We start from the raw sequence: 17,361 nt of genomic DNA, 5'->3' as shown, positions 1-17,361 counted from the left end.
CCTGGCTTTCATCGTGGGGCCCCCGGTACCGCGCCGCCGGATCCGACGCCGAAGTCAAAGCGCACGGCAACGCCACCCGTGAGGCGACGCACCAGCGGATTGGCCGACAGGACCCGGGTGCCTTCAGGCAGGCTGACCGGGTCGAGCTTCAGAACAAAGTTGCGGCCATGGGCGCGGGCTGCCGCGTCGATGCCTTCCAGGTGGAATCGGCCATAGCTGTCCGTCTGGATGACGAAGCCCTCGGGACTGGCCAGTCGCACCCCCGGTATGCCGAGTTCGGACACGCCCAGATTGGTCAGGATGTAGTCGACCCGGTATTTGCCGTCCTGGGCTGTCACCCGGCGTTCGATCTTCAGATTCTGGCTGTTCAGACCGGCGGCAACATCACCCGAGAGGGTGCGCGTGGCATCACCGCCTGGTGGGACCACCAGGCGTGAACCTTCTCCGCTGGTCACGATGGTGTCGGATGCGAAGCGGGGCGAGGTGACCCACAGGCTCACGGTGATGTGGTGCACCGGATCGGTCGGGTCATCCCCGGCGCGACCCGCCAGTGTGCCCAGGTCGATGCCGCGCAGCAGCGGTGCGCTGGCGTCGGGCACCGATTGCGGTCCGGTGCCACGGTCGACCGTGGTCGACCCGGCCACATACACCGCGGGATCAATGCCCCCCTGGATGCGAACCGATTGGGCGTCGGCGCTGTCCTGCCAGCCATCACCGTCGCGGTCGTAGAAGACGCGGCCAATGATCGTGGTCTCGTCGGTGTCGGGGTCGGCGGTCACCGCCACGACCGCCTTGGCCGTGGTACCCACCTGTTTGCCCTCGTGCAGCGGGGTCGCGGTGTTGACTGCGTTGCCGCGCATGGCGTTGGCACCCACCCGCATCACGTAGGTGATGAAGGCACGCCCGTTGCCGGCCAGATCAATCTGGTCGATGTTGAACGGTGCGGTGCCAGAGACTGAACCCGCGCGGTCGAGATCCTGGAAGCGCACGCTGCCCGGCACCAGACTGAAGCCCAGTGGCGGTGTATCCAGGATGCGCAGGCCTTCCACCTCGGTGTCGTTTTCCGAGAGGTTGTCGATCTGCAGGGTGTACGAGACGAACTCGCCCACCCGTGTCTGCTTGGTGTTGGCGGTCTTGATCACGCGGACCAGGATCTCGCACTGCTTGATGCGCACCACGATCACCGCGCCAAAGCAGTTGTTGGCCACCTCGCGCTGGCAGATCTGGTAGCCGATGGTGTAGGTTCCCCCTGGCGTGCCTGCGGGTACCGTCACATTGCCGGAGGCTGCGTCCAGCTCGGGCACCGGCTTGCCGGGCTTGACCGGGTCGGCTGGCGAGGTGACCGAGCCGATGAAGTCGGACGGCTGGACCGGTCGGCCATCGATCGTGTCGTTGGCGTAGGCGTTGCCCACCACGACATCACCCTTCGGACACATCAGTTCACCGAAGTCGTCATTCTGGGCGCGGACCTCGGCGGGAATGACGTCGGTGGTCAGCGTGACGCGGCATTGCGGATCCTGGCTGCCCGCCGCGCAGATGGCATCGGTGACGGTGGCCACGTTGACGATCTTGCGCGCGACGACATCGGCCGCCGTCACGGTGGTAGTGCCCTGCAGCACGCAGGTTTCGCCGTTCAGCACCGTGGCGCAGGTGGTGCTGGAAGGGGTGATCCGCGGGTCACTCACCACCACATTGGTCAGCGGCACAAAACCGGTGTTGGTCATGGTGACCCGGTAGGTCAGCACGTCGTTCATCGAGATCTTGCCGTTGCCGTCGCCATCGGCGTTGCCCAGGACCTGTTTGGTCAGCGACTGGGTGGGCACGCCGTTGATCTTCAGGGCGAAGTTGACATGTGCCAGTTGCCCGTGCGCGTCGGTGACGGTGATCGTGATGTTGAAGGTGCCGACCTGCGTGGGAATGCCAGACAGCAGGCCCGCGGTGCTTAGAGTCAGGCCCGTCGGCAGGCTGCCGGCCGAGAGCACGAAGCTGTAGGGCGCAATGCCGCCCGAAGCTGTGAGCTGCTGGCTGAACGCCGTTCCCGCCACAGGTTCCGGCAGCGTGACCGGCGTGAGCGTGATGGTCGGCACCGGCACGGTGAGCGTGTAATTGCGCGCCACCGTGAACGGGGCTCCTGCGCCCGTCAGCACGGTGTCGGTGGCCGTCACCGTGACCGGGAAATTGCCGGTGGTGTTGGGGGTGCCCGACAGCGCTCCGCCGCTGAAGACCAGGCCACCCGGCAGCGCACCGCTGATGGCGTAGCTGTAGGGGCCAGGGCTTCCCGACGCGGAAAACACCTGCACGAACGGCGTGCCGTAGGTCAGTGCCAGCGTCCCTGCCGGCGGTGTCAGCGACAGCGTCGGAGCGCCGATGGTCACCGTGTAGGCCCGACTGCCGCTCTGACCGAATTGGTCGCTGGCAGAGACCGTGAAGTTGAAGGTGCCGACCTGGGTGGGCGTGCCCGTCAGGTTGCCGGTGCCACCCAGCGTGAGACCTGCCGGCAGCGCACCGGCCGTCACGGTGAAAGCGTAGGGCGTTGCGCCCCCGGTGGCCGTGATGGTCTGGCTGTAGGCCGAACCGGTGGCCGGATTGGGCAACGTGGCGGGACTGAGAACAATGGTCGGTGCACCCACATTGAAGGTGTAGTTCTGCGAGACCGCGAACGGTGCGCCGGTGCCGGTGAGGGTGCTGTCGGTGGCCGTCACGGTGACCGGATAGTTGCCCGGCGTGGAAGGAGTTCCAGAGACGGTGTTGCCGCTGAGGCTCAGGCCCGGTGGCAGCGCGCCGGTCACTGCGTAGGTGAAGGATCCCGAACCACCGGTGGCTGTGAAGGCCTGCGAATAGGCGACGCCGTAGGGGGCGGACAAGGTGCCCGCAGCCGGCGCCAGCGTGAGCGTCGGGGCCGGCACCGTCAGGCTGTAGGCACGCGAACCCGACTGCCCGTGGGCGTCGGTGGCCGTGACCGTCACGTTGAACACACCCACCACATTGGGTGTGCCGGAGATGCCGCCCGATGTGGCGAGCGACAGGCCTCCGGGCAATGCGCCCGACGTCACGGTGAAGGCATAGGGCGCCACGCCGCCGGTGGCGGAAACCGTCTGCGCGTAGGCGGCGCCCGCCACCGGGTTGGGCAGCGATGCCGGACTCACCGAAATCGTGGGTACCGGCACGTTGAAGCTGTAGCTCTGGGACGCCGTGAAAGGTGCTCCCGAGCCGGTCGAACCGGTGTCCGTGACCGTCATGGTGACATTGGACAGTCCGGGCACGGTGGGCGTGCCGGAGACCGTGTTCCCGCTGAGACTCAGACCCGTTGGCAGCGTGCCGGTGATGGCGTAGGTGTAGGGGCCGACCCCGCCGCTGCCAGTGAAGCTCTGCGAGAACGCGGCGCCATAGGTTGCGGTGAATGTCGTGCTGGCCGGTGCCAGCGCGATGGTGGGCCCGTTGACGATCAGGGTGAAAGCCTGACCGACGGTGTAGGGGCCATTGCCCGTGCTGCTGTCGGTGGCCGACACATTCAGGTTGAACGAGCCCGCCTGCGACGGCGTGCCCGAGACCGTGACCGTGTTGGCGGTGGTGCCGGTGATCGACAGGCCCGAAGGCCGGTTCGTGACCTGGAATCCGCTCCAGGGCGCTGCACCGCCATTGAAGGTGAACGTCTGGCTGTACGGAGCGGCCGTGGTCGCCGTGAGGCTGCCACCCGCTGTGATCGTGATGGTCGGGTCAGCCACGGTGACCGTCACGGTCGCCGGGGCGGAAGTGCCCGCGCTGTTGGTCGCCGTGTAGGTGAAGCTGTCCGGGCCCGCATAGCCGGCCACGGGCGTGTACGTGATGGATGTACCCGCCGCGGTCGCAGTGCCATGGGCGGCACCGGAGGCGACGGCCACCGACGTGGGGGCGCCTCCGGTGATGTTCAGGGTCACCGGAGCGGCGACGGCGTTGTATGCCACGGAGGCGGACACGGCGTTGGCCACCGGTGGAATGTTGACGATGGTGATGGCGTACGACTGCGTGACGGTGTAAGGCCCCGTGCCGGTGCTGCTGTCGGTCGCGGTGACGCTGAAGTTGAACGTGCCGGCGGCACTGGGTGTCCCGGTGATGGCTCCGGTGGCAGGGTTCAGTGTCGTCCCGCCCGGCAGGGCGCCAGCGCTGACCGCGTAGCTGTACGGTGCCGTGCCTCCAGACGCGGCCGTGATGGTCGCGGAGTAAGGCACCCCCAGCGTGCCGCCCGCGAGCGCCGTGGCCGGCAGTGAGATCGTGGGGGGGGCCACGGTCAAGGAGTAGGCCTGTGATCCGGAGAACGGGCCCGGGAACGGGCTGCTGTCGGTGGCGGTCACCGTGAAGTTGAAGGTGCCTCCGGCTGTCGGGGTGCCCGAAAGCACACCGCCGGACGACAACGTGAGTCCGGCCGGCAAGGAACCGGCTGTCACCGAGAAGCTGTAAGGGCCGACGCCGCCGCTGGCAGTGACGGTCTGGCTGTAGGCTGCAGCCACGGTGCCACCGGGCAGGCTGGCAGGCGAGAGCGTGACCGGCACGTCGTCGTTGGTGATCGTGCCCGCGCCCTGGTTGTCGGCAAGCGTGGCATTGGTCGCACCGGAGAGGTTCACGAAGAAGGTTTCGTTGGCCTCGGGGAGGGTCTCACCGATCACAGGCACGGTGATCGTGCGCACGGTCTGACCCGGCGTGAAGGTCAGGGTGCCGGAAGTGCTGGTGTAGTCGCCGGGCGCTGTCGCGGTGCCGTCGGCGGTCGCATAGTTCACGGTCACGGTCTGGCCGCTGACCGTGCTGAGGGAAACCGTGAACGTGGCGTTGGTGGAGCCGCTGTTGCCTTCGACCAAGCTCACATCATTGATGGACAGACTCGGAAGGGGATCGTCGTTGACGACGGTGCCCACACCTTGCCCATCGACGACCACGGCGTTGGTCACGTTCGTCACGTTGACAAAGAAGGTTTCGCTCGGCTCGTTGAGCGTGTCGCCGTTGACCAGCGCGGTGAAGCTGTAGGTGCTGCTCCCGGCCGGGATGGTCTGGCCGGTCAGGCTTTGCGCAACGTAGTCGACGCCGGCCGTGGCGGTGCCGTTGGCCGTGGCGATGTCGAAGGTGACACCGCCAGGACCCGCGGGCGCGCTCAGGCTCACCGTGAAGGTGAAGTTCGTGGTGCCGGCATTGCCTTCGGTCGCGGTGACGTCATTGATCGCCAGGTTCGGCAGGTCGTCGTTGAGGATGGTGCCGGTGGCGCTGTTGGGCACGCCAACGGTGTAGCCGCTACCGGCGGCCAGGGTCAGGACGACGGTTTCGTCGGCCTCGATGGTGGCGTCCGCGGTCGGGTTGACCGTGATCGTGCCGGTCGTATTGCCTGTGTTGATCACCAGGGGAGATGCGATCGTCGCGTAGTCGGTGCCGTTGGTCGCGGTGCCGCCCACCGTGTAGTTGACGCTGATCGGGTTGAACGCCGCCTGGTTGAGGGTGACCGTGTAGACCAGGTTGGACGCACCATCTTCGGCGACCGATGCGGGCGACACGGAAATCGTGACACTCGGCACGTCGTCGTTGAGGATCGTGCCAGTGGCACTGGCGGGTGCGCCAACGGTGTAGCCGGTGCCGGCGGCTACGGTCAAGGTCACCGTTTCGTCCGCTTCCACCGTGCCGTCGACGGTCGGATCGATGGTGATCGTGGCGGTGGTCGCGCCGGCCGGGATGGTCACGGTGGCCACGTTGCCGGTGAAGTCGGTGCCCGCGGTGGCGGTACCGGAGGTGGTGATGTTCACTACCGTCGACGAGCTCAGGTTGAGGCTGCGGGTGACGGTGTAGGTGAGGTTGGTCGCGCCGTCTTCGCTGACGTTGGCCGGGGCGACCGCGATACTGACGCTGGGTGGCGGGCTGACGGTCAGGGTGTAGTTCTCGACCTCGAAGTAGCTGCCCGGGCCGGTGCTGCTGTCGGTGACACGGATGGTGACCGCGTAGCTGCCGGGCGCGGCGGCGGTGGTACCGCTGACCACGCCAGCAGAAGATATCGTGATGCCCGCCGGCAGGGGCCCGGTCTCAAGCGCGTAGGTGTAGGGCGCGACGCCACCGCTGGTCGACAGCGTTTGCGAGAAGGGGACGCTCTGAATGGCGGTGCCACTGGGCGTGGTGAGCGTCAGGGTCGGATTCGCCACGGTGCCGGTGTAACCCTTGTCGGCGAATTGCGCCGTTGGTGTGGTGGAGTCGGTCGAACGGACGCTGAAGCTGTAGGCGCCGCGCTGGGTGGGCGTGCCGCTGAGCACGCCGCCGCTGGTCAAGGAGAGCCCGACGGGCAGTGCGCCGCTCTGCAGCGTGTAGGTATAGGGCGCCAGGCCACCCGAAGACGTCAGGGTCTGCGAGAAGGCCGAGCCGGCGGTCAATGTGGGCAGGCTGGCCGGAGCCACCGTGATCGGGGAGGCCGAGGCATTGATGGTGATCGTGAACTGGATGTCGCCAATGCCAGTCAGTGAACCATCACTGAGCTCGAAGACATCGGTCGAACCGGCTCCCGTGCCGTTGTTGCTGTAATCAAGGAGCCATTGGCTGCCGGTGTGCCGGGTCGTGGCCGTCCCGTGGTCTTCGAAGTTGGCAGCGGAACCGTCGGAGCCGCCGCCATCGATGGCACCGTCTCCACCGAATCCAAGGCCGAACTCGCAGTCACTGATGTCGATGGTGACCGAGCCGCCGACGGTCACCGAGGCTGTTTTTGCAGAGCACAGCGAGGAGGAATGCTGGGCACTTGCCATGCCCGACCAGAGCAGTCCCAGGACCAGCAGAAACAGCCGCAACCCATTCAGAAAACCTGGGCGTGTTCTGGATGGCCCGCCAATGGCGTCTGTGGCCCGAATCTTCGTTGTCATTTGCTCCCTCCCACGGATTGTCCGACGTGGCCTATGGCCCCAGAAACCGATGGATACTTGTCCAGCGGCCGGCCAGTATAGGGTTCACCTGCAGATGCAAAAAGTTGTAAGTTGCCAACACAAATCCACCGAAAATAGAGGGTTTTCGACTTTTCGTGTGACATTTTTTGCACCTTTTTGTGGAGAACTGCGTGATGAATCACATCCGTTCTTCCCGTGTCACAGGGGGGGACGGAGCCTTCTTGCGGGGCTTAAGCACGAAAACGCGGAATCTGCAAATGCTCCGTTCGTCGGCTCACTGGCCGCTTGTTTCGCCACTCCGATCCCCACAGAATGGGCTGCGACGGCGCGAAATCCGCGCCCGTTCCAACCACTTGGAGAGGAACCAAAGTGAGCGACTTTTTCATCGGACAGGTCATGTTGGCCGGGTTCAATTTCGCGCCCAAGTTCTGGGCGCAGTGCAACGGACAGCTGTTGCCCATCAACCAGAACCAGGCCCTGTTTTCCCTGCTGGGAACCCAGTACGGTGGCAACGGAACCACCAACTTCGCCTTGCCTGACCTGAGGAGCCGCACACCAGTGGGCTACGCCAGTTCGGTCGATCCTTCGTGGCAGCCTCCGTCGGTGCAGATCGGGCAGGCCGCCGGGGTTGAGAACGTGACCCTGCTGTCGAGCAATCTGCCGGCGCACGGCCACGCGGTCAACGCCTCCACTGCCGCCGCAGACAACCGCAACCCCACGGGGCGCGTCTATGCCACCAGCACCAGCACCGGAACGGCTCCCAACCTGTACGCGGCCAGTTCGGGTGCCGCCGTTCCCCAGAACGCCCAGACCGTGGGTGCGTCGGGGGGCAACCAGCCCCACAGCAACTTGCAGCCCTACACGACGATCAACTTCTGCATCGCGCTGTCCGGCATCTTCCCCTCACGCAATTGAGAACATACAGGAGGATCACCCATGACCACACCCTATGTCGGTGAGATCCGCATGCTCGGATTTGGCCGTGTTCCGACGGGATGGCAGGCCTGCGATGGCAGTTTGTTGGCCATCTCGCAGTACGACGTACTGTTCGCGGTGATCGGCACCACCTATGGCGGCGACGGGCAGAACACCTTTGCCGTGCCCGATCTGCGGGGACGCGTGCCCATCCATCAAGGTACGGGCCCCGGCCTCTCGAACTATGTGATTGGCCAGAAGAGCGGCACAGAAACCGTCACGCTGCTGCCCACCCAGATGGCGGCCCACACCCACACCCTGTCGGTGTCCACCGGGGCCGCCGGTACGGTCACACCCGGTCCCACCGTGCTGCCCGGTGCGGTGAGTGGCGAAACCTTCTATGTGACCGACACCACGGGTGCAACCCCTCTGGCCATGTCAGCGCAATCGACCTCGGTCGCCGGTGCCAGTCAGCCCCACGAGAACTGCATGCCCACACTGACGGTGCAGTACTGCATCGCCACCGAAGGCATCTTCCCGTCGCAAGCCTGACCCACCACGGAGGACACTTTCCATGACCACCCCATACATCGGCGAGATCCAGCTGTTCGGTTTCAACTTCAATCCACGGGGCTGGGCGTTCTGCAACGGCGCCACCTTGCCGATTTCGCAAAACACGGCACTGTTTGCGCTCCTCGGGACCACCTATGGCGGCAATGGACAGACGACGTTCCAGTTGCCGAACTTTGCCGGCCGTGCGGGTTGTGAGCAAGGCAACGGGCCGGGACTCTCCCCAAGATCCCTGGGCGAGACATTCGGTGTGGACGATGTGACACTGAACGTCAACCAGATGCCCACGCACAACCATGGCATGACAGCGTTCGTGCAGGGCGACCCGGCCAAACGATCGGGCACACCCGTGTCCAACGGCGGCCTCTCCCAGCCGGCCTCGGCGGCCAACAAGGCGTTTTCGGCGGGTGCACCGAACACGACGCTGGCGGCGAACATGCTTTCGCCCAGTGCGGGTGGGAGCACTCCCCACCAGAACCAGCAGCCTTACCTGGCTGTGAACTTCTGCATTGCGCTGCAAGGCGTCTTCCCCAGTTTCCCCTGATTGCCGCGGTGTTGCCGCCGCTGCCGCCGTTCCCTTCCGCTCCGCCCTGGGAGTTCTTTGCGCCGCCGGAACTGGCGGTGCGCGGTGTCCGGCTGCGGCCGCTGGCGCTCGAAGACGTCCCGTGGCTGCTTCGCCTCTATGAGAGCACACGCGAGGAGGAAATGGCGCAGGTGCCTTGGCCGGAATCCACCCGGCGCATGTTCCTGGAACAGCAGTTCGGGCTCCAGCATCGCCATTACGTGGTGCATTGCCAGAGCACCCAATTTCTGGCGATCGAGTCCGGTGCAGGCGAAACGGTCGGCAATTTCTATCTGCAGCGCATTCCGGCGGAGCACCGGATCGTGCACATCAGCCTGTTTCCGGTATGGCGTAGCCAGGGGATAGGCTCAGCGCTGATTCGCCAATGCCAGCAGGACGCTGCCCGCGAGGGTCTTGATCTAGTTCTGCACGTCTTGCAGACCAATCCATCGGCGCGTCGCCTGTACGAGCGGATGGGCTTTCGCGCGGAAGGCGACGAAGGCGCACACACCGCCATGCGGTGGAGTGCCCGATCCAGCGCGGCGCACGCGGTCAGTTGAACACGGCCTGGTAGAGGAATCCCGCCGGCTCCATCGCGATGGGCACCAGGAAGATGCCAACTTCCCCTGTGCGCGGATGGTGCAGTGGGTAGATCTTCTGTGGAAACACCACTGCGGCCGTGTTGCGGAACAGCAGGGAAAACGGCTGCCTGACCGCAGCCGGCGACGGGTTTTGCAAGGCGCGAGCCTCGACCAGGACAAATTCCAGAGGTACGTCATCCAGCCGCGACGCGAACGTGTCGTTGACGCAGCCCGCGAAGTCTTCCAGTTTGAGCAGTTCCATAGGTTCAGGGTGTGAGGTCAGGGGAGGCCAGTGGTGGAAGAGGGCACGGCAGGTTTCCCAGGGCACCTCCAGCGGATTTCAGGGCACCTGCAACCTTCTGGGGAGACCAATGATCGAGCGTTCAGAAATGTGCTGCTTCAGTGGGGGAACACCGCATCACCGACCGCATAAAAAGAACCACCCGCCACGTGGTGCAGGCTGCGCAAGTCCTGGGGGCCGGTTTCGAAATGCCAGCGTCCGTTGGAAAACACCCGATCATCGGCCCAGGCGCTCACCACCTCGGCCAGGATCAGGTCGTGAGGGGCGGCCACATGACGGGTCGCAGGCAGGACGCGGCATTCCATCCAGGCAATCGCACCCTCGACCAGCGGACAACCGGTTTCAGGGCCTGCCGTCCAGGCGACGCCACAGCGCTGCAGTTTGTCGGGGTGGTCCTTGCCACTTTCACCCCCCACCGCGCGGGTCAGGTCGGCCTGCGCCACGCACGGGACGCAGACACTGAGCACCCCGCTGGATTCCACCAGTTGGCGCGTGAGGGTGGACTGGTCGATGACCACCGCGACTTTGGGCGGATCGAAGTCCAGAGGCATGGCCCACGCGGCCGCCATGACGTTGGTCCTTCCGCCGTGCGCACTGCCCACCAGCACGGTGGGACCATGGTTCAACAGGCGGCTGGCCTTGTTCAGCAGAACCGGCTGCATGGTCATGGTGGGCCTTGCCGGGTGGCGGCGGATCAGGCCAGCTCGGCGATCAGTTCGATTTCGACGCAGGCGCCCAGCGGGATCTGTGCGACGCCGAAGGCGCTGCGGGCGTGGGCGCCGACCTGCGGGCCGAAGACTTCGCCGATCAGCTCGCTGGCGCCGTTGGTGACCAGGTGCTGTTCGGTGAAGGTGCCGGTGCTGTTGACCAGGCTCATGACCTTGACGACGCGCTTGACGTCGTCGAGCGTCTTGCCGGCGGCCAGGCAGGCGGCGGCGAGGGTGCCCATGAGGTCGACGGCGATGGCGCGGGCGGCGAGCTTGCCTTCGTCGGTGGACATGGTCAGACCCAGCTGGCCGACCCAGGGCTTGCCGTCTTTCTTGGCGATGTGGCCGCTGAGGAAGACCAGATTGCCGGTCTGCACGAAGGGCACATAGGCGGCGGCGGGAATGGCGACGGGGGGCAGGACGATGCCCAGTTGGTTCAGCTTGTCGTAGACGCTCATCGGGGACTCCAGAGGATGGTGTTCAAGGGATCGGACCATTCTATCGAGAGGACCCTCACCGATAATCGCCGCCATGTCTGATTCGCTCTCGATCTGGGTGGTGCTGGGCCTGCTGTTGCAGGTGCTGATCCTGCTGGCCCTGTTGTGGTTGCTGCTGCGGCGCAGGCCCGAAGACCCGGCCCAGGCCGCGCACCGCCAGGAGTTGCTGTCGGTGATCCAGGCGCAGGGCGCGTCGACCATGCAGCGCATCGAACACGTCGAGGGCGAACTGCGGCGCGAGGTCGGCGACAACGCGCGCGGCGGTCGGCAGGAGATCCAGCAGACGCTGGCGACCTTCCAGGAGACGCTGACGCGCCAGGGTGCCGAGACCACCCGCACACAGAATGCGCAGATCGATGCCTTCGCGCAGCAGCTGGTGCAACTGCGCGGCACGCTGGGCGACACGCTGACCAACCAGCTCAAGGACCTGAGCGAGGCCAATGCCCGCCGCATGGCCGAGGTGCGCGCGACGCTGGAGACGCAACTGGCCAGCCTGCAGCAGAACAACGCCGCCAAGCTCGACGAGATGCGCGCGACGGTGGACGAGAAGCTGCACGCGACGCTGGAGGCGCGGCTGGGCGAAAGCTTCAAGCAGGTGGCCGAGCGGCTGGAGCAGGTGCACAAAGGCCTGGGCGAGATGCAGACGCTGGCGCAGGGCGTGGGTGACCTCAAGCACCTGCTGTCCAACGTGAAGACGCGCGGCATGTTCGGCGAGGCGCAGCTGAGCGCGCTGCTGGAGCAGGTGTTCGCGCCCGACCAGTACGCGGCGCAGGTGGCGACCCGGCCGGGCAGCCGCAACGTGGTGGACTTCGCGATCAAGCTGCCGGGGCGCGGCGACGACGGTGCGCCGTGCTGGTTGCCGATCGACGCGAAGTTTCCCAACGAGGACTACGAGCGCCTGCTGGATGCGCAGCAGCGCGCCGACGCCGAAGGCGCCGAAGCGGCGGCGCGCGGGCTGGAGAACCGGATCAAGCTCGAAGCCAGGTCGATGGCCGAGAAGTACCTGGAGCCGCCGCACACGACCGACTTCGCGATCCTGTTCCTGCCGACCGAAGGCCTGTACGCCGAGGTGCTGCGCCGCCCGGGGCTGATGGAGGTGCTGCAGCGCGAGTACCGCGTGACGCTGGCCGGGCCGACCACGCTGATGGCGATGCTCAACTCACTGCAGATGGGGTTTCGCACGCTGGCGCTGGAAAAGCGCAGCTCCGAAGTCTGGCAGGTGCTGGGCGCGGTCAAGACCGAGTTCGGCAAGTTCGGCGACGTGCTGGCCAAGGTCAAGAACCAGACCCAGACCGTGCTCAACACGCTGGACGCCGCCGAGACCCGCAGCCGTGCCATGGGCCGGGCGCTGCGCACCGTCGAGGCGCTGCCGCAGGACCGGGCGCAGAGCCTGCTGCCACTGGACCGCGAGGACGACTGAGGTCGCCAGCCTGGCGTCAGTGTTTCGTTGGTTTTCCTGACGCGGGGCTTTCTACAATCGTGGATGGCATGCCAGCGGGGCAGGGCGAACCAGAGCGCCACCCCGAATAACCAGAAAGGACGACAACATGCTCTCCGCGATGATCGTGATCTTCGTGCTGGCCTATGCGGCCATTGCGCTGGAACACCCCATTCACATCAACAAGGCGGCCTCTGCACTGATCGGCGCCGGTCTGCTCTGGACCGTCTATGCGCTGGGCGCAGGCGATGCGCATCGGGTCAGTGAAGAACTGGGCGAGTCGCTGATGGGCACGGCGCAGATCGTGTTCTTCCTGATCGGTGCGATGACCATCGTCGAGGTGGTCGACGCGCACGACGGTTTCGACGTCATCACCGCGCGCATCAAGACGAAGCAGCTGTCTTCCCTGATGTGGATGGTGGGCTTTGTGACGTTCTTCCTGTCGGCGATCCTGGACAACCTGACCACGACGATCGTGATGATCTCGCTGATGAGGAAGCTGCTGGACAAGCAGGACGACCGCCTGTTCTTCGCCGGCATCATCGTGATTGCGGCCAACGCTGGTGGGGCCTGGACGCCCATCGGCGACGTGACCACGACCATGCTCTGGATCGGAGGCCAGGTGACAGCGATCGAGATCATGAAGGGTGTTTTCCTGCCCTCGATCGTCAACCTGCTGGTGCCGTTGGCGATCACCGCCATGGTGCTGCGCGGCCGTCTGGTGGTGGCACCGCAGAAGCTTGAACAGCGGGAGGGCCATCAGACCACGCCGTTCGAAAAGAACACCATGTTCTTCCTGGGCCTGGGCATTCTGGTGCTGGTGCCGGTGTTCAAGACCGTCACCCACCTGCCGCCATTCATGGGTGTGCTGTTCGGGCTCGGCATCCTGTGGCTCGTGGGTGACCTGATCCACAAGGAAAAGGACGAATCGGCTCGCATGCCGCTGACCCTCGGCCACGCGCTTTCGCGCATCGACATGGGGTCGATCGTCTTCTTCATCGGCATCCTGCTGTCGGTCGCGACGCTGGAGCACACCCACATCCTGTCCTCGCTGGCCGGCTGGCTGGACCAGACGGTGGGCCGGCAGGACATCATCGTGCTGCTGATCGGGCTGGTGAGCGCGGTGGTCGACAACGTGCCGCTGGTGGCGGCATCGATGGGCATGTACAGCCTGGACAAGTACCCCGCAGACAGCTTCCTCTGGGAGTTCATGGCCTACTGCGCCGGCACCGGCGGCTCGATCCTGATCATCGGCTCGGCCGCGGGTGTGGCGGCGATGGGTCTGGAGAAGATCCACTTCTTCTGGTACGTGAAGAAGATCAGCGGCCTGGCGCTGGTCGGCTACCTGGCGGGCGCGGCGGTCTACATCGCTCAACACCACCTGTTTGGCTGAAGCCGGGCAGCCTTTCATCTGGTGCAAGGCCTTCGCAAGACGCTCACCCGCCTGATCGGCGCGCAGGTCTGCCTGCACGCCGCGATGACCGGGCTGCGCATGGCGGCGCCTCTGATGGCGCTGCGCGAGGGCCACAGCCCGGCCGCGGTCGGGCTGCTGCTGGCGCTGTTTGCGCTGTCGCAGGTGTTTCTCGCGCTGCCGGCAGGGCGCTTCACCGACCGCCACGGCATGCGCCGGCCGGTGCGGCTGGCGGTGATCGTGGCGGTGCTGGGCAATGCGCTGGCGGCGGCCTGGCCCCTGTTTCCGGTGCTGTGTCTCGCGGCACTGCTGACCGGCGCGGCCTCGGGCCTGACGGTGATCGCATTGCAGCGCCACGTGGGCCGCATGGCCCAGGACGCCAGCGAGCTGCGGCAGGTGTTCAGCTGGCTGGCCATCGGACCATCGATCTCCAACTTCCTCGGCCCCTTCCTGTCGGGCCTGCTGATCGACGCCAGCGGCTTCCGCGCCGCCTACCTGATGCTGGCGCTGTTGCCCCTGTTCACCTGGTTCGCGGTCGGCGGGGTGCAGGAGCATGCGCGGGTGGAGATTCCGGAGGGGCATCGCCGGGGCTCGTCGTGGGACCTGCTGCACGACAGGGCGTTCCGCCATCTCCTGCTGATCAACTGGATGCTGGCATCGTGCTGGGACGTGCACACCTTCGTCGTGCCGGTGATCGGTCATGAGCGCGGCCTGTCGGCGACGGTGATCGGGTCGATCCTGGGCGCGTTCGCCATCGCCGCGACCGCGATCCGCGTGGTGATGCCCTGGGTGTCGGACCACCTGCGCGAGGGCCGGGTGATCGGCAGCGCGATGGTGGCGACGGCGTTGCTGTTCGGTCTCTATCCGCTGGTGCACACGGCCTGGCTGATGGGCGCGCTGTCGGTGCTGCTGGGACTGGCGCTGGGCTCGGTGCAGCCGATGGTGATGAGCACGCTGCACCAGATCACGCCGCACCACCGCCACGGCGAAGCACTGGGTCTGCGTTCGATGGCGATCAACGGGTCCAGCGTGGTGATGCCGCTGCTGTTCGGGTCGGCCGGGGTGGTGGTGGGCACGGCGGGCGTGTTCTGGGCGGTGGGCTCGGTGGTCGGCCTGGGTGCGAGGCTGGCCTGGCGCATGTCGGCGGGCCACCACCCGTCGCGCGGCCACTGACATCGGCCGTTGAACAACGTCCAGCCGCCGGCCCGCCCGGCGGGCTGCGGCAGTGCGATCAGGTGCCGGTGGCCAGCTTCTGAGACACCGGCTTCACCGTGGCCCTTTTCATCGCGACCCTGGCCTTGGCCGCGGGCAGCCCGGTGGCCGGTGCGGCCAGGATGCGGGTGTTGCCGGACGCCGGGGCCACGCGCTGGGGCGCCGCCTTGAAGCCCAGACCGGTCAGGTAGGCGTCCACCGTCTGGCGGCCGACCTTCACGAGGTCGAAGGCGCCGGGGGAGAGCAGCCAGTTCTGGATCAGGCCGTCGACGATGACGTGCAGGCCCAGCGCGGCAGACTCCATCGTCACGCCCAGCTTCAGCGACTGCCGCTGGGCCGCGGCCTTGAGCACCTGCGCCGTCTGCTTCACGCAGTCGTTGCGCACCTGCAGGTGGCGCTCGCGCACGGCGACCATCTCGTCGTTGTACTCGACCTGGTGCGTCGCGATCTCGAACACGCGGCGGGTCTGCTCGTCGGTGGCGGTGCGGTGCATGGCGATGCGCATGGCATCGCGCAGCGACTGCAGCGGATCGTCCATCTCCTGAGCGGCCGCGCCGGCGCAGGCGATCGAGTCTTCCAGCGGCAGGGTGACGCGCTCCATCATGGCGTTGAACAGGTCGGCCTTGTCCTTGAAATGCCAGTAGATCGCGCCGCGCGTGGTGCCGGCGGCGGTGGCGATGTCGTTCAGCGAGGTGCGCGAGACGCCCCGCGACTGGAACAGGTGTTCGGCGGCGTCCAGCAGGCTTTGCCGGGTGGCTTCGGCGTCGGCTTTGGTGCGGCGGACCATGGCAGGCTCTTTGCAAAGTAGAAACCCCACGAATATACATACATTCGTGTGTGTATGTATACTGCCGCTCCTTCAAGGGTCATGGCATGCGCCTTGCACGCCACCGGCCCGGTGCCCAGACACCACCATCCTGCAAAAATGCCCTTCGCGAGGTTCTTCATGTCCGCTTCCCCCGCCGAACCCTTGCCGCCACAGCCGGCACATTCCCTCTCCGGCGCGCGCCTGCGCCAGGTCGCGTTGCTGCTGCCGCTGGTCGCCGCACTGGCCGCCTGTGGCAAGTCGGACGCCCCGGCCGCGGCCGGTGGTGCACCGGGTGGGGGCATGCCTGCGCCGGAAGTGGGCGTGGTCACGGTGCAGCCCGGCGATGTCGGCCTGCAGACCGAGCTGCCCGGCCGCCTCGAGGCCTCGCGCGTGGCGCAGGTGCGGGCCCGCGCGGCCGGCATCCTGCAGCAGCGCCTGTTCAAGGAAGGCAGCGATGTGAAGGCGGGGCAGGCGCTGTTCCGCATCGACCCCGCGACCTACCAGGCCACGCTGCAGAGCGCGCAGGCCAGCCTGGCGCGCGCGCAGGCCAATCTGGTGAACGCCACGGCGGTGGCCGAGCGCTACAAGCCGCTGGTGGCCGAAAACGCGATCAGCCAGCAGGAATACACCACCGCGGTCGCGGCCCAGAAGGTGGCCGAGGCCGATGTCGCGTCCGCCAAGGCCGCGGTGCAGACCGCGGGCATCAACCTCGGTTTCGCCAGTGTGACCGCGCCGATCTCGGGCCGCATCGGTCGCGCGCTGGTGACCGAAGGCGCGCTGGTCGGACAGGGTGAGGCCACGGCGCTGGCCGTGATCCAGCAGGTCGATCCGCTGTACGTGAACTTCACCCAGTCGGCGGCCGAGGCGATGAAGCTCAAGCGCGCGATGGAGTCCGGCCAGCTCAAGGGCGCCGGTCAGGGCGCGGCGGCGGTCAGGGTCGTGCTGGACGACGGCAGCGAATACGCCAAGCCTGGCAAGCTGCTGTTCTCCGACCTCACGGTCGATTCGACCACCGGCCAGGTGACGCTGCGCGCCGAGGTGCCCAACCCGGGTGGCGCGCTGTTGCCGGGCTTGTACGTGCGCGTGCGGCTGGAGCAGGCGGTGGCGGGCAACGCGATCGCCCTGCCGCAGCAGGCGGTGACGCGTTCCGCGCAGGGCGATTCGGTCAAGGTGGTGGGCGCCGACGGCAAGACCGAGCAGCGCCCGGTCCAGGTCGGTGGCCAGCAGAACGGCCGCTGGGTGATCACGGACGGTCTCAAGGCCGGCGAGCAGGTGATGGTCGACGGCTTCCAGAAGCTGCAGATGCTGCCGCCGGGCACGCCGGTCAAGGCCGTGCCGTGGACCCCGGGCGCCGCACCGGCGGCCAAGCCAGCGGAGGCGAAACCCGCCGACGCCAAGCCGGCCGAGGCCAAGCCAGAGGCCAAGGCGGAAGCCAAGACCGAAGGCAAGGCCGACGCGGCCCCCGCGAAGTAAGGGACGTC

General features: G+C 66.6%; 13 protein-coding genes. 8 read left to right on the top strand and 5 right to left on the bottom strand.

What is annotated here, in order from left to right; all coding sequences use genetic code 11:
* Nucleotides 1–8: 8 nt before the first annotated feature.
* Entirely contained in the window at nt 9–6,743 is a 6,735-nt protein-coding gene (locus ACS5NL_RS10955) for a beta strand repeat-containing protein (RefSeq protein WP_439353822.1), read from the bottom strand.
* Nucleotides 6,744–7,247: 504 nt separating this feature from the next.
* On the opposite strand from ACS5NL_RS10955, the gene ACS5NL_RS10950 reads away from it, so the two are divergent.
* Genes ACS5NL_RS10950 through ACS5NL_RS10935 form a run of 4 tightly spaced genes read left to right on the top strand, consistent with a single transcriptional unit; the run spans nt 7,248 to nt 9,485 of the window.
* Nucleotides 7,248–7,793, top strand: a complete 546-nt coding sequence (locus ACS5NL_RS10950) for a phage tail protein (protein WP_439353821.1) — start codon at nt 7,248–7,250, stop codon at nt 7,791–7,793.
* Between the two features lie 21 nt (nt 7,794–7,814).
* Nucleotides 7,815–8,345 (top strand): phage tail protein, encoded by a 531-nt coding sequence (locus ACS5NL_RS10945; protein WP_439353820.1) that lies wholly within the window; start codon nt 7,815–7,817, stop codon nt 8,343–8,345.
* A 22-nt stretch (nt 8,346–8,367) separates the two neighbouring features.
* Nucleotides 8,368–8,907, top strand: coding sequence for a phage tail protein (locus ACS5NL_RS10940; RefSeq protein ID WP_439353819.1), 540 nt, complete (start codon nt 8,368–8,370; stop codon nt 8,905–8,907).
* Between the two features lie 8 nt (nt 8,908–8,915).
* Nucleotides 8,916–9,485 (top strand): GNAT family N-acetyltransferase, encoded by a 570-nt coding sequence (locus tag ACS5NL_RS10935; RefSeq protein WP_439353818.1) that lies wholly within the window; start codon nt 8,916–8,918, stop codon nt 9,483–9,485.
* Here the strand turns inward: ACS5NL_RS10935 and ACS5NL_RS10930 are convergent.
* The 3 genes from ACS5NL_RS10930 to ACS5NL_RS10920 all read right to left on the bottom strand — a co-directional run bounded on the left by ACS5NL_RS10930 (nt 9,478) and on the right by ACS5NL_RS10920 (nt 10,972).
* Complete coding sequence (locus ACS5NL_RS10930) at nt 9,478–9,768, bottom strand: DUF6916 family protein (RefSeq protein ID WP_439353817.1); 291 nt, start codon at nt 9,766–9,768, stop codon at nt 9,478–9,480. The two genes, ACS5NL_RS10935 and ACS5NL_RS10930, sit on opposite strands and share 8 nt — an antisense overlap.
* Nucleotides 9,769–9,905: 137 nt before the next feature.
* Complete coding sequence (locus ACS5NL_RS10925; protein WP_439353816.1) at nt 9,906–10,475, bottom strand: flavin reductase family protein; 570 nt, start codon at nt 10,473–10,475, stop codon at nt 9,906–9,908.
* A 26-nt stretch (nt 10,476–10,501) separates the two neighbouring features.
* Nucleotides 10,502–10,972, bottom strand: a complete 471-nt coding sequence (locus ACS5NL_RS10920; RefSeq protein WP_439353815.1) for a RidA family protein — start codon at nt 10,970–10,972, stop codon at nt 10,502–10,504.
* Nucleotides 10,973–11,045: 73 nt separating this feature from the next.
* Between ACS5NL_RS10920 and ACS5NL_RS10915 the strand changes: the two genes are divergently transcribed.
* The 3 genes from ACS5NL_RS10915 to ACS5NL_RS10905 all read left to right on the top strand — a co-directional run bounded on the left by ACS5NL_RS10915 (nt 11,046) and on the right by ACS5NL_RS10905 (nt 15,033).
* On the top strand, nt 11,046–12,431 hold the full coding sequence (locus ACS5NL_RS10915; RefSeq protein WP_439353814.1) for a DNA recombination protein RmuC: 1,386 nt from the start codon (nt 11,046–11,048) through the stop codon (nt 12,429–12,431).
* A gap of 127 nt (nt 12,432–12,558) precedes the next feature.
* Nucleotides 12,559–13,842, top strand: a complete 1,284-nt coding sequence (gene nhaD / locus ACS5NL_RS10910) for a sodium:proton antiporter NhaD (RefSeq protein ID WP_439353813.1) — start codon at nt 12,559–12,561, stop codon at nt 13,840–13,842.
* A gap of 84 nt (nt 13,843–13,926) precedes the next feature.
* Nucleotides 13,927–15,033, top strand: a complete 1,107-nt coding sequence (locus ACS5NL_RS10905; protein ID WP_439353866.1) for an MFS transporter — start codon at nt 13,927–13,929, stop codon at nt 15,031–15,033.
* Nucleotides 15,034–15,091: 58 nt separating this feature from the next.
* Here ACS5NL_RS10905 and ACS5NL_RS10900 read toward each other — a convergent pair whose 3' ends face one another.
* Nucleotides 15,092–15,859 (bottom strand): TetR family transcriptional regulator, encoded by a 768-nt coding sequence (locus ACS5NL_RS10900; protein WP_439353812.1) that lies wholly within the window; start codon nt 15,857–15,859, stop codon nt 15,092–15,094.
* Nucleotides 15,860–16,018: 159 nt separating this feature from the next.
* Here ACS5NL_RS10900 and ACS5NL_RS10895 point away from each other — a divergent pair, with 159 nt between their 5' ends.
* A complete protein-coding gene (locus ACS5NL_RS10895) occupies nt 16,019–17,353 on the top strand; it encodes an efflux RND transporter periplasmic adaptor subunit (protein ID WP_439353811.1) in 1,335 nt (444 codons plus the stop codon).
* The last annotated feature ends 8 nt before the right edge of the window (nt 17,354–17,361 follow it).

It is taken from the genome of Hydrogenophaga sedimenti (genome assembly GCF_051857515.1).
Taxonomy (GTDB): domain Bacteria; phylum Pseudomonadota; class Gammaproteobacteria; order Burkholderiales; family Burkholderiaceae_C; genus Hydrogenophaga.
The sequence above is the reverse complement of the archived record's forward strand: the minus strand, read 5'-3'. Positions and strand labels throughout refer to the sequence as shown.